Annotated in this window: 11 protein-coding genes and 1 pseudogene; 7 read left to right on the top strand and 5 right to left on the bottom strand. The window is 71.0% G+C overall.

Annotation, left to right across the window (positions count from 1 at the left end; genetic code table 11):
* A pseudogene (locus ACK42S_RS07385) lies at positions 1-403 on the bottom strand (histone deacetylase family protein); the annotation flags it as partial.
* A 50-nt stretch (positions 404-453) separates the two neighbouring features.
* Here ACK42S_RS07385 and ACK42S_RS07380 point away from each other — a divergent pair.
* From ACK42S_RS07380 to mltB, 4 genes are read left to right on the top strand one after another with little or no spacing between them, the layout of a single operon-like run.
* Entirely contained in the window at positions 454-1,392 is a 939-nt protein-coding gene (locus ACK42S_RS07380; RefSeq protein WP_409705036.1) for an AAA family ATPase, read from the top strand.
* Positions 1,393-1,399: 7 nt separating this feature from the next.
* Positions 1,400-2,386 carry a DUF58 domain-containing protein gene (locus ACK42S_RS07375; protein ID WP_409705034.1) on the top strand — a complete coding sequence of 329 codons (987 nt, stop codon included), beginning with the start codon at positions 1,400-1,402 and terminating at the stop codon, positions 2,384-2,386.
* Positions 2,383-4,476, top strand: a complete 2,094-nt coding sequence (locus ACK42S_RS07370; RefSeq protein WP_409705032.1) for a transglutaminaseTgpA domain-containing protein — start codon at positions 2,383-2,385, stop codon at positions 4,474-4,476. The genes ACK42S_RS07375 and ACK42S_RS07370 overlap by 4 nt, the downstream gene beginning before the upstream one ends.
* Positions 4,469-5,590, top strand: coding sequence for a lytic murein transglycosylase B (mltB, locus tag ACK42S_RS07365; RefSeq protein WP_409705030.1), 1,122 nt, complete (start codon positions 4,469-4,471; stop codon positions 5,588-5,590). Before ACK42S_RS07370 ends, mltB begins: the two co-directional genes overlap by 8 nt.
* On the opposite strand, the gene ACK42S_RS07360 is transcribed toward mltB, so the two are convergent.
* The 4 genes from ACK42S_RS07360 to ACK42S_RS07345 form a co-directional block, all read right to left on the bottom strand.
* Positions 5,568-5,702 (bottom strand): hypothetical protein, encoded by a 135-nt coding sequence (locus tag ACK42S_RS07360; protein WP_409705028.1) that lies wholly within the window; start codon positions 5,700-5,702, stop codon positions 5,568-5,570. The genes mltB and ACK42S_RS07360 overlap by 23 nt on opposite strands.
* A 245-nt stretch (positions 5,703-5,947) precedes the next feature.
* Positions 5,948-6,904, bottom strand: coding sequence for an alpha-E domain-containing protein (locus tag ACK42S_RS07355; RefSeq protein ID WP_409705026.1), 957 nt, complete (start codon positions 6,902-6,904; stop codon positions 5,948-5,950).
* 2 nt (positions 6,905-6,906) lie between these two features.
* Complete coding sequence (locus tag ACK42S_RS07350) at positions 6,907-8,343, bottom strand: circularly permuted type 2 ATP-grasp protein (RefSeq protein ID WP_409705024.1); 1,437 nt, start codon at positions 8,341-8,343, stop codon at positions 6,907-6,909.
* 23 nt (positions 8,344-8,366) lie between these two features.
* The gene (locus tag ACK42S_RS07345) at positions 8,367-10,862 is read right to left on the bottom strand and encodes a DNA internalization-related competence protein ComEC/Rec2 (protein WP_409705022.1); all 2,496 of its coding nucleotides are present in this window, start codon (positions 10,860-10,862) and stop codon (positions 8,367-8,369) included.
* A gap of 70 nt (positions 10,863-10,932) precedes the next feature.
* Between ACK42S_RS07345 and ACK42S_RS07340 the strand changes: the two genes are divergently transcribed.
* From ACK42S_RS07340 to ACK42S_RS07330, 3 genes are all read left to right on the top strand, one after another.
* On the top strand, positions 10,933-11,388 hold the full coding sequence (locus ACK42S_RS07340) for a RidA family protein (protein WP_409705020.1): 456 nt from the start codon (positions 10,933-10,935) through the stop codon (positions 11,386-11,388).
* 10 nt (positions 11,389-11,398) lie between these two features.
* On the top strand, positions 11,399-11,875 hold the full coding sequence (locus tag ACK42S_RS07335) for a disulfide bond formation protein B (RefSeq protein WP_409705018.1): 477 nt from the start codon (positions 11,399-11,401) through the stop codon (positions 11,873-11,875).
* A gap of 21 nt (positions 11,876-11,896) precedes the next feature.
* The coding region (locus ACK42S_RS07330) for a putative zinc-binding metallopeptidase (RefSeq protein WP_409705016.1) at positions 11,897-12,572 on the top strand (676 nt) is incomplete at its 3' end.

Below are 12,572 nucleotides of genomic sequence, written 5' to 3'. Positions count from 1 at the left end.
GGCTGCGCGTGGCGTGGTGGCCAGGCGGACGCACGGCGCAAAAGGCATTGTCCAGCTCACCATCGATCACCGCGTCGGTGGCCGCCACCGCCGCGCCGGCAGCGCGCAGCGCAGCCGTCCAGGTGTGCGGGCCCACCACCGTGTCCAGGTCGATGGCACGCCGCTGCCCCGAGGCCGCCACCTGCTCCATGAAATCCTTGAGGTTGGCAATATAGCCTGCGTGGTGGGCCCGTTGGACATCGCGCAGGTCGGCCAGCGGCGCCTCGCGACGCTCCAAGGCCACGTCCAGGCCGGTGGCGATCAGGTGGTCTTCAATGGCTGCGAGCCGCTCGGGGCATTCGGGGTGACCGGGCCCCATGTCATGGCGCCTGCAGTCGGGGTGACTGAAATAGCCGGTGGCCATCGTGAACTTGTCCCCTTGGGGTCTTTGCGTTTTCGGGTAAGGTCCGCGCCATGAATGCGCCGGCCTTTCCCGACTTGCACAGCCAGCTTCAGCGGCTGCGCGATCAGATTAACACGATCATCGTGGGCAAGCCGGCCCAGGTGGACGATGGCTTGGCCTGCCTGCTGGCCGGCGGCCACCTGCTGATCGAGGACGTGCCCGGCGTGGGCAAGACCACCCTGGCGCATGCCCTGGCAGTGTCGCTGGGGCTGCGCTTTGCCCGGGTGCAGTTCACCGCCGACCTGATGCCCACCGACCTGGTGGGCGTGAGCGTGTGGGAGCGCGGCAAGGAAGCCTTCGTCTTCCACCCCGGCCCGGTGTTCACCCAGGTGCTGCTGGCCGACGAGATCAACCGCGCCGGCCCCAAGACCCAAAGCGCGCTGCTGGAAGCGATGGAAGAGCACCAGGTCAGCGTCGAGGGCGAGACCCGCCCGCTGCCCTCGCCCTTTTTCGTGATCGCCACACAAAACCCGAACGACCAGCTCGGCACCTATGCCCTGCCCGAATCGCAGCTCGACCGCTTCATGATGTGCATCACCCTGGGCTACCCGGACCGCTCGGCCGAACGCGAGCTGCTGGCCGGGCAGGACCGCCGCGAGGCGGTGTCCCGGCTGCAGCCGGTGATGAGCCCGGCCGAGCTGCTGGCGGCCCAGCAGGCCGTGGGCGCCGTGCATGTGGCCCCGGCCTTGCTGGACTACCTGCAGGATCTCATCGCCGCCACGCGCGACGGCCGCTGGTTCGTCGAAGGCCTGAGCCCGCGCGCAGGCCTGGCCGTGCTGCGTGCCGCCCGCGCCCGCGCCTTGCTGGCGCAGCGCGACTACGTGGCCCCCGATGACGTCCAGGCCATCCTGCCGCAGACCATCGCGCACCGCCTGCAACCCCTGCCGGGCAGCGGACGCGGGCGCGTGGAGCAGGTGCGTGCCCTGCTCGAAGCCGTGCCCCTGCCCTGAGTCACCGATGGGCGCCCTGACCCTGCCGGCGCGCGCTCAGGCCTGGCGCGAACGATGGCAGCGCTGGTGGGCGCTACGCCATCCGCGCAGCGACAACCTGCAGCTCACCCATCGCAATGTCTACATCCTGCCCACCCGCCCCGGGGCGTTGTTCGCACTGACCTTGCTGGTGCTGCTGCTGGCCTCGATCAACTACCAGCTCAACCTGGGCTACCTGCTGACCTTCTTGCTCGCCGGCGCCGCGGTGGTGAGCATGCACGTGACCCATGGCACCCTGCGCGGCCTGGGCCTGTCGCTGCGCGCCGCGGCCCCCTGCTTCGCCGGCGAAGACGCGCGCATCGAGGTCACGCTCCAGCACACCCGGCCGCGCCCCCGCCATGGCATCGGGCTGCGGGTGGCTGCGCCCGGACGCCGGCCTCCCGCCTGGGCCTGGACGGATGTGCCCGCCGCCGGCATGGCCCAGGTGCACCTGGGCTTTCCTGCCACCCGACGCGGCTGGCTGGACGTGCCGCCACTGCACATCGAGACCCGCTTCCCGCTGGGCATCTTCAAGGTCTGGACGCTGTGGCGACCGGCCGCCCGCGTGCTGGTCTATCCCCGGCCCGACCCCCGCCCTGCGGCGCTGCCAACACCTGAGGCCCGTCCCGGCGGCCCGACCGTCAGCGCGGACCTGTCCGGCGTGGAGACCGAGGGCGTGCGCGCCTACCGCCGGGGCGACCCTCCCCGCCGCGTGGTGTGGAAGAAGGTGGCCAAGACCGACCAGCTCGTCAGCCGTGAAGGCGCCAGCACCGCCCAGCTTGAACTCTGGCTGGACTGGCAGGCCGCCGGTGGGCCCGACGCGGAGCAGCGCCTATCGCGTCTGTGCGCCTGGGTGTTGGCAGCCGAGCAGCGTGGCCTGCGCTACGGCCTGCGCCTGCCCGGCCTGGAACTGCCACCCGGCAGTGGCCCGGCGCACCAGCGCGCCTGCCTGGAAAGCTTGGCCTTGTGGTCATGACACCCGACCGCCCCCGACCCCGCGTTGCCGGACCCTGGTCGCGGCTGCGCAGCTTGCCGCGCGAGGCCCGCGACACCCTGTTCCTGCTGGCCGTGATCGCCTGGGTGGTGGCCCCCCACGCGGGTCACCTGCCCATGTGGTGCACGGGCCTGACGGCCGCCATGCTCGCCTGGCGCGCCCGCCTGGCTCTGCTCGGCCGCGCGCTGCCGGCACGCTGGGTGATGGTGGGGCTGCTGCTGCTGGCCATGGCCGCCACGGCCTGGACCCATCGCACCCTGCTGGGCAAGGACGCCGGCGTGACCCTGCTGGTCGTGCTGGTGGCCCTGAAGACGCTGGAGCTGCGGGCGCGGCGCGATGCCTTCGTGGTGTTCTTCCTGGGCTTTTTCCTGGTCCTGACCCATTTCCTGTACTCGCAGGCTCTGCCGGTGGCGATGACGATGGTGGTCGCCGTCTGGGGGCTGCTGACCGCCTTGGTGCTGGCCCACATGCCGGTGGGCCAGCCCAGCCTGCGCCAGGCGGCAGGGCTGGCCGCAAGGATGTGTGGGCTGGGCGCGCCGATCATGGTGGTGCTCTTTCTGCTGTTCCCCCGTATCGCACCGCTGTGGGGCGTGCCCGGCGACGGCCTGGACGCCCGCACCGGCCTGTCCAACCGCCTCAGCCTGGGCAGCGTGGCCGAGCTGGCCCTGGACGACAGCGTGGCGATAACCTTGCGCTTCTTCGGTCCGGCACCACCGCCCGAGAGCCTGTACTTTCGCGGGCCGGTGCTCAGTGAGTTCGACGGCCGGGAATGGCGCCCCCTGCCCGCCGGCCTGTTCCTGCCCGGCCTGCTGCGCCCCGAGGTGCGCGCGGATGCCGCCGGTGCGGTCGACTACGAGATCACGCTGGAGCCCACCCGGGTGGCCGTGCTGCCCATGCCCGAGCTCACGCCCGGCTTGCCGCCCGGCCTGCCCGAGGACCTGCGGCTGCGCCAGCGTGCCGATTTGCAATGGGCCACCAGCCGCCCCCTGGACGAGCGGCTGCGCCTGCGCGCCACAGCCCATCCGCGCTTCGAGCACGGCCCCGCGGAGCCGGTGGCCGGGCTGCGGCACTATGTGGAGCTGCCTCCGGGCTACAACCCGCGCACCCTGGCCTGGGCGGCGCAGATGCGTCGCGACCCGCGCCTGGCCCAGGCCGATGCCGACACCCTGGCCCAGGCCCTGCTGCGCCACATCCGCAGCGCCGGCTACACCTACACCCTGAACCCCGGGGCCTATGGCGACGCGCAGGGCCGCCATGCGATCGACGAGTTCTGGCTCGACCGCCGCGAAGGCTTCTGCGAGCATTTCGCCGCCGCCGTCACTGTGGTGTTGCGCGCGCTGGACATCCCGGCACGCATCGTGACCGGCTACCAGGGCGCCGAGCGCAACCCGGTGGACGGCTACTACCTGGTGCGCAACAGTTTCGCCCATGCCTGGGTGGAGTACTGGCAGCCCGGGCGGGGCTGGGTGCGCCTGGATCCCACCGCCGCCGTGGCCCCCGACCGCATCGTGCGGCACACCCCGCTGCGCCCCGCGCCCGGCCTGCTGGCCACGGCCCTGGGCAACGTCACCCCCGGCCTGCTGGCGCAACTGCGCCACCAGTGGCAGGCCCTGAACACCGCCTGGAACCAGTGGGTGCTGAACCACTCGCGCGGCCGCCAGCTCGAGCTGCTGCGTCACCTGGGTCTGCGCTCGCCAAGCTGGCAAGACCTGGTGCTGGTGTTGCTGGGCCTGCTCGTGACGGCCAGCCTGGCCGGTGCGGCCTGGGCTTGGTGGGAAAGACGCCATGTGGACCCCTGGCTTGCCACCCTGCGCCGCATGCGCGCCGTGCTGGCCCGGCGCGGGCTGGCCAGTGACGACACCACCGCCCCGCGCGAACTCGCCCGGCGGGCCCGCGAGCGCTGGGGCCCTGCGGCCCAGGCGGTGGAGGCCGTGCTGCTGGAGATGGAGGCCCTGCGCTATGCCCCCGGGGCCTGGCCGCCGATGCGCGGGCCCACTACACTGGGGCTGGGCGCCTTGGGTGCCCTGCTGCGCCGCCTGCGCCGGCATGCCCGACACCTGCCCCATGCCTGACATCCTGCTGCGATCCTCCCGCCTGTCCCAAGCCCTCGCCCTCGGGAGCCTGGCCTGCACCCTGGCCTGGGCCGCCCCCGCGTTGGCCCAGGCTCCGTCCAAGCGGCCCGCCGCCGAAAGCGCCGCGCCCACCTATGCCGGCCGTGCTGACGCCATGGCGCTGGCCGACGAGATCGCCCAGCGCCATGGTCTGGATGCGGCATGGGTGCGCGGCCATCTGGCCCAGGCCCGGATGCTGGCCGCGGTGCAGCGCCTGATCATGCCGCCGCCGGCCGGCACGGCCAAGGACTGGACAGCCTACCGCGCCCGCTTCATCGAGCCTCAGCGGGTGCGCCGCGGCGCCGAGTTCTGGCGCGAGCACGCCGCCTGGCTGCGCAAGGCCGAGGCCCTGTACGGCGTGCCTGCGCAGGTCGTCGTGGGCATCATCGGCGTGGAGACGCTGTATGGGCGCCACATGGGCGGCTTCCGGGTGTTGGACGCCCTGGCCACGCTGAGCCTGGACTTCCCCCCCGGCCGGCGCGACCGCAGTGCCTTCTTCCGCGAGGAACTGGCCCAACTCTTCGTGCTGGCCGCCAGCGAGGGGCTCGACCCGGCCTCGCTGCGCGGCTCCTATGCGGGCGCCCTGGGGATGCCGCAGTTCATGCCCAGCAGTTGGAACCGCTATGCCGTGGATTTCGACGGCGACGGCCGGGTGGACCTGCACGGCAGCGTGCCCGACGTGATCGGCAGCGTCGCCCACTACCTGGCCGAATTCGGCTGGACGCCCGGACTGCCGACCCATTTCGAGGTGCGCGCGCCCGTGGACACGGCCCAGCGCGCCGAGTTGCTAGCCCCCGACATCGTGCCCAGCTTCACGGCGCAGGAGTTTCTCGACCGCCAAGCCTGGCTGCCCGAAGCCGCCCAGGCGCATGCGGGCCTGCTGGCACTCGTGGAGCTGCAAAACGGCAGCGCCGCGCCCAGCTACGTGGCGGGCACGTCGAACTTTTACGCGATCACGCGCTACAACTGGTCGAGCTACTACGCGATGGCCGTCATCGAACTCGGTTCGGCGGTGGCGCAGCTCGTGCGGACCGAGGCCGCCGCACACCAAGTCAGCGCGGGCCGGACGGACTGAACAGATCGTCGGGCAGGTCGGTGATTTCGGTCACCTCCAGCCCCTTTTCGAGCTCGTGGGCCGAATCCATCCACCAGGTCTTCTCGGCCACCGCCCCGGTAGGGTGCGTCAAGCTGTTCTCCATCGATTCCCGAAGCGCCTGAGGGGCCCGGGAGGCGGGCTTGCCGGACTTGCTCGCGAAGGAAAACATGGGCGACCTCGGACTGCTGATCTGGTGTCCATGATGCGTCGCCGGGTCACCCCCGGCAATCCCCGCATTCGTGTGGGAAGCCCCCCCAGCCGGCGCAGGACGTGCGCTGCATCACACCCCAGCCATGTTCGGCAGGCGAGCAAGTCCTCCCGGCCGCGACGGCGGCCTCAGGCCATGGGCACCAGGAAGTCGCGGCTGATGCCGCGGCCCAGATCCCCGATGCGGTCGAGGAATTGCGTCAGGTAGGCGTGCAGCCCGGTGGACAGGATCTCGTCGATGCGGGCGTACTGCAGGTCGGCATGCAGCCGTCCGGCACGCCGCCGCGTCTCGGCGGACTGCTCGTTGGCCACATGCGAGAGGTTGGACACCACCTCGGCCACGCAAGCCGCCAGCGAGCGCGGCATGTCCGGGCGCAGGATCAGCAGCTCGGCCACCTTCTCGGGCCGGATCACGTCGCGGTAAACCTTGCGGTAGACCTCGAAGCCCGACACCGACCGCAGGATCGCCGACCAGTGATAGAAGTCGTACTCCTGCTCCCGGGCCGCCTGGCTGCCGAAGAAGTCGCCGTCCATGCCCTGGAACTTCACGTCCAGCAGCCGCGCCGTGTTGTCCGCGCGCTCCAGGAAGGTGCCCAGGCGCAGGAAGTGGAAGGCCTCGTCCTGCAGCATCGTGCCCAGGGTCACGCCCCGCGACAGGTGCGAGCGGAACTTCACCCATTCGAACACCTCGCCCGGCTCGCGCTCGAAGCGCCCCTCGGCGATCAGCCGCCGGAACTCCAGCCAGGTCTGGTTCTGCGTCTCCCAGACCTCGGTGGTGAGCGTGCCGCGCACCGCACGGGCGTTCTCGCGGGCCGCACGCAGGCACGACAGGATGCTCGAGGGATTGCGCTCGTCGCACACCATGTAGTGCATCACCTGGCGCGATTGGATCGCACCGTAACGCTCGCCATAGTCGCCCGTGAGCTCGCAGATGCCCAGCAGCCCGCGCCACAATTGCTCGGCCGAGGCCGCGCCGCGGGGCATCAGCAGGGTCTGGTAGTTCACGTCGAGCATGCGGGCGGTGTTCTCCGCCCGCTCCATGTACCGCGCCATCCAGAAGAGGTGGTCCGCCGTTCGGGAAAGCATGGTCAGGCCTCCAGTACCCAGGTGTCCTTGGTGCCGCCGCCCTGCGAGGAATTGACGACGAGCGAACCCTCGGCGAGCGCCACGCGCGTGAGGCCGCCCGGCACCATCTGCACGGTGCGGCCGGTCAGCACGAAGGGGCGCAGGTCGATGTGGCGCGGCGCGATGCCGCTATCGACGAAGGTCGGGCAGGTCGACAGGCTCAGCGTGGGCTGGGCGATGTAGCCAGCCGGATCGGCCAGCAGTCGCGCCCGGAAGGCCTCGATCTCGGCCTTGGTGGCCGCCGGCCCCACCAGCATGCCGTAGCCGCCGGCACCGTGCACTTCCTTGACCACCAGATCGGCCAGGTGGTCGAGCACGTACTTCAGGTCCTGCGGCTGGCGGCACAGATAGGTGGGCACGTTGTCCAGCAGGGGCTTTTCGCCCAGGTAGAACTCCACCATCTTCGGCACATACGGGTAGATCGATTTGTCATCGGCGATCCCGGTGCCGATGGCGTTGGCCACCGTCAGATTGCCGGCACGGTAGACGTCGAGCAGGCCCGCGCAGCCCAGCACCGAGTCGGGCCGGAACGCCAGCGGGTCGAGGAAGTCGTCGTCCACGCGGCGGTAGATCACGTCCACGCGGCGCGGGCCGCGCGTCGTGCGCATGTACAGATAGCGGTCCTTCACGAACAGGTCCTGCCCCTCGACCAGTTCCACGCCCATCTGCTGCGCCAGGAAGGCATGCTCGAAGTAGGCCGAGTTGTACATGCCTGGCGTGAGCACCACCACGGTGGGCTCGCTCACGCCGGCCGGCGCGACGGCGCGCAGCGACTCGAGCAGCAGATCGGGATAGTGGGCCACCGGGGCCACGGCATGGTCGCTGAACAGCTCGGGGAACAGCCGCATCATCATCTTGCGGTTCTCGAGCATGTAGCTCACACCGCTGGGCACGCGCAGGTTGTCCTCCAGCACGTAATAGCGGCCGCTGCCGTCGGGCTGGGCGGCGCGCACGATGTCGATGCCGGCAATGTGCGCATACACCCCGCCGCTGACGTCCACGCCCTGCATCTCGGGACGGTACTGGCTGTTGCGCAGCACCTGCTCGGCGGGCACGACACCCGCGCGCAGGATCTCCTGGTCGTGGTAGACGTCATGGATGAAACGGTTGAGCGCGGTGGCCCGCTGCACCAGCCCCCGCTCCAGCGCGCGCCATTCGGCCGCGGGAATGATGCGCGGGATCAGGTCGAAGGGGATGAGCCGCTCGGTGCCCGAACCGTCCTCATCCTTGTCACCATAGACGGCAAAGGTGATGCCCACGCGGCGGAAGATCATCTCCGCCTCGCGGCGCCGCGCCTGCATCAGGTCGCGGGGCTGACGGGCAAGCCAGCGGTCGTAGGTCTTGTAATGGTCACGCACCGTCGCGCTGGTGGCATGCATCTCGTCGAAGCTGGGTCTCATCGCTCGGTTCCCTTGGCCTGGATCTAAAGCAAGTTCCGGGCCCAGGCCAGGTCCAAGCCTTGGGGCCGCGGTGCTCCATGGTGCCAGTAACGTCGGCGCAGGTCACGCTCGCATTGCCCGCGCCCGGCCATCCAGCGGTAGGCTCCGCAGGTCGGGGTGGCGATGCGCTCGATGCCGCGTTCACCATAGCGGGCCCACACCGACGCAGCCGGATGGCCGAAGCGGCTGCGATACGCCGCCTGGAACACCGCCACACGCGGCTGCACGGCCTGCAGGAAGTCGTCGGTGCTCGAGGTGCGGCTGCCGTGGTGCGGAACGAGCAGCCAGTCGGCGGCGAGCCGCTCGGCCTGGGTCTGGACCAGGCGCACCTCCTCCCGGCGCTCGATGTCGCCGGTGAGCAAAGCCCGGTGCTGCGGGGTCGAGACCTTCAGCACGCACGACACCTGGTTGGGCTTGAGCGGTGGGGCACGGTCCTGCGGTGCCGGGTGCAGGATCTCGAAGTCCACCCCATCCCACCGCCAGGCCTGGCCGGCCGTGCAAGGCGTGTGCGACACCATCCACCGATGCAGTTCGTGGTCCGGTTCCAGCGAACTCATCACGGGCGTGTCCGGATAAGCCGCCAGGAACGCCCGCGCCCCGCCCACGTGATCGGCGTCGCGGTGCGAAAGCACGAGACGGTCCACCCGCCGCTCGCCCAGCGACTGCAGCACTGGCACCAGCACGCGCTGACCCGCATCGTCGTCGTCCGAATAGACCGGCCCGGTGTCGTAGACCAACGTATGGTGCGCCGTGCGCACCAGCACCGCCGTGCCCTGGCCCACGTCCAGCGCGATCAGCTCGAACTGCCCTGGCACCGGGCGCGACACCGTGGGCCAGCACAGTGGCAGCCACAGGGCCAGGGCCAGCAGGCGCAGGGCCGGCGGCAGGGGCAGCACCGCCAGCACCCCCCCGGTCAGACCGGCGGCCATCGCCCAGGCCGGCGCGGCCGCCGTCGCCCACTGCGCCAGGGGCCAGGCCGCCAGCCAGGCCAGGCCGCCCATGAGCCCCCCGAGGATGGCCGCCGCCACGTCCCACAGCGCAGCCCAGGCCACACCGAGCAGCGCCAGCGGTGTCACCCCCAGAGTCACGACCGGCACAGCCACCAGGTTGGCCAGGAAACCCACAACCGAGACCTGCTGGAAGCACACCAGCGTCAGCGGCGCCAGCCCCACGGTGGCGATGGCCTGGGTGCGCAGGCCGGCCCCCACCGAGCGGCGCAGCCAGCCCCGCCAGCGGGCCGCGCCGCCCGGGTCGGTCTCCAGCGTAGCCTGCACCCATTCGCGTTCGCTGCCGGCCAACAGCAGCGCCACCGCGACGAAGGACAGCCAGAAGCCCGGTTGCAGCAGCGCCCAGGGATCGACGACGGCGACCACCGTGGCCACCACCAGCAGCATCAGGCCCCAGGGCCAGTGCCGACCGAGCTGCGCCAGCACCGTCGCCGTGGCCAGCATCCACACTGTGCGCTGCGCCGGCACGCCCCAGCCGGAGAACACCGCGTAGGCCACGGCCAGCACCAGACCGCCCCAGCGCGCAGCCACCGGCGCGGGCACGGCCAGCATCCAGGCCGGATGCCCCCGCCACAGCCGGCGCAGCACCGCCGCCGCGAGCCAAGCGAACATCGTGACATGCAGGCCACTGATGGCCATCAGGTGGGCCACGCCGGTGATGCGAAAGAGGTCCCAGTCCGCCTCGTCGATCGCCGACTGCTCGCCCACCACCAGCGCCGTCAGCACCCCCGCCTGGCGCGGATCGGTCACGCGCTCGACGATGCGCTCGGCCACGGCCTGGCGCCAGCGGTCCACGAGATGCCCGTCGGCCTCGTCGAGCTTGCGATGGCGCGCACTGCGCAGCGCGCGCACGTAGCCGGTGGCGCCAAAGCCATTCTCGAAAAGCCACAGCTCCGCATCAAAACCATGGGGATTGAAGCTGCCGTGCACCTGCCGCAGGCGCACCACGAGCTGCCAGCGCTGGCCCGCCGTCAGGTCCTGCGGCGGCCGCTGCTGCAACTGGCCCTCGCGCAGCCCCCCGCGCCAAGTCAGCAACACACGCTGCGGCACCCCGACCTCTTCGGGGCGGCGCGCGGCCTGCCCGTCAGGGGCCCAGGCCGGCCGCACGGCCTGCACCTCGAAGGCAAAGCGCACACTTCCCTCGCGCCACAGAGGCAGACCCGCCACCCGGCCCACCAGCTCGAGATCCACGCCCTCCTGTGCCGGATCGAGCCGGTCGGCCAGGCGCGCATGGGCGCGCAGCTCCGTCAGACCGAAGCCCAGCAAGGCCGCCGTGAGCGCCACCCCCAGGCACCACAGCCGGCTGCGGCATGCCCGGCCGCACCACAGCACGGCGGCCCCGAGCCCGGCCAGCGCGATCGCCGCCCCATCCAGCCACAACGGCCACAGCGCGGCCTGATGCAACTGCCCGACCGTGCCCGTGCCATAACCCACCAGGGCCCAGGCCAGGCCCCATCCCTGCTTCTTCGTCATCCGACGTCCTCCCTGAACGCCTCATGGTGCGAAGTGTAGGATTGCCTGTTGTCCCGCAAGGAGCCCCGACATGTCCGTTTACAACCAGCTCAAAGCCCTGAACATCGAATTGCCGCCCGTGGCCACGCCTGCGGCCGCCTACGTGCCCTTCGTGCGCACGGGCCACCTCGTCTTCCTGTCCGGCCACATTGCCCGCAAGGACGGCAAGCCCTGGGTGGGCCAGCTCGGCAAAGACCTCGACACGCAAGAAGGCAAGGCCGCCGCGCGCGCCGTCGCGATCGACCTGATGGGCACCTTGCAGGCCGCCGTGGGCGATCTGAACAAGGTCCGGCGCATCGTCAAGCTGATGAGCCTGGTCAACAGCACGCCCACGTTCACCGAGCAGCATCTCGTGACCAACGGCGCTTCCGAACTGCTGGCCCAGGTCTTCGGCGACCGGGGCGCGCACGCACGCAGCGCCTTCGGCGTGGCGCAGATTCCGCTGGGTGCCTGCGTCGAGATCGAGCTGATCGCCGAAGTGGAGTGAGGACACCGTCTTGAATCGACTGACCCTGAACACGGCACTGGGCGCCGTCATCGTGCTCTGCCTGGGTGGCGTGGCGGCCGCCCTGGTGTCGCAGTACGTCTTCGAGATGCAGCCGTGCCCCTGGTGCATCCTGCAAAGGGTGATCTTCCTGGCCGTGGCGTTGCTGGCCGCGCTGGCCCTGCTGCTGCCCGCGCGCGCCCTCCGGCAGGCCTTGGCCGGCCTGGGCCTGGCCCTGGCCGCCTCGGGCATCGCGGCGGCGGTTTACCAAAACCGTGTGGCCGCGCAGGAGTTCTCCTGCAACCTCACGCTGGCCGACCGCATCATCAGTGCCCTGGGCCTGGAAAGCGCCGTGCCCTTCTTGTTCCGCATCTCGGCCTCGTGCATGGACGCGGCGGTCGACCTGCTGGGCCTGCCCTATGAAGCCTGGAGCGGCCTGCTCTTCCTGGTGGTGGGGCTGGTGCTGCTGGCGGGCCTGCGCGCGCGCTGAAGCACCTGAGTCCGGCCCGCCATGGCAAGCTTCTTCGACACCCTGTCGGACCGGCTGGGCCAGGCTTGGAAACCGCATGGCCGAGCGCGCGCCTTGCGCGCCTACCGCTGTGTGTGCCATCGCCCGGTGTTCTTCCGCAACAGCGAATGCCTGGCCTGCCACGCCCCGCTGGGCTATGAACCCTCAGGCGGCCAGGTGCTCGCCCTGCGTGCGGCCCCTCAAGCCCCCGGGTTGTGGGAGCTGGCCGACGGCAGCGCATCGCAGCGCTTTCGCCGCTGTGCGAATTTCGAGTCACCGGCCGGCTGCAACTGGCTCGTGCCCGAGCACGACCCGACACCGCTGTGCCGCGCCTGCCGCCTGAACCGCACCATCCCGGACCTGAGCCAGCCCGACAACGCGGTGTTGTGGCAGCGCATCGAGGCCGCCAAGGCCCGGCTCGTGTCCTCGCTGCTGGCACTGCAACTGCCGGTGCGCTCGCGCATCGGCGAAGACCCGCAGCACGGCCTGGCCTTCGACTTCCTGCGTGCCCTGCCGGGCGGCCCGGCGGTGGTGACCGGGCATGCCGGCGGCATCATCCCCCTGGACATCGCTGAAGCCGACGATGCCCACCGCGAACGCGTGCGCCGCCAATTGCACGAGCCTTACCGCACCCTGCTGGGCCACCTGCGCCACGAGGTGGGCCACTACTACTGGGAGC

Source organism: Caldimonas sp. (genome assembly GCF_046289365.1).
GTDB lineage: Bacteria > Pseudomonadota > Gammaproteobacteria > Burkholderiales > Burkholderiaceae_C > Caldimonas.
This window is presented reverse-complemented; position numbering and strand designations above follow the sequence as displayed.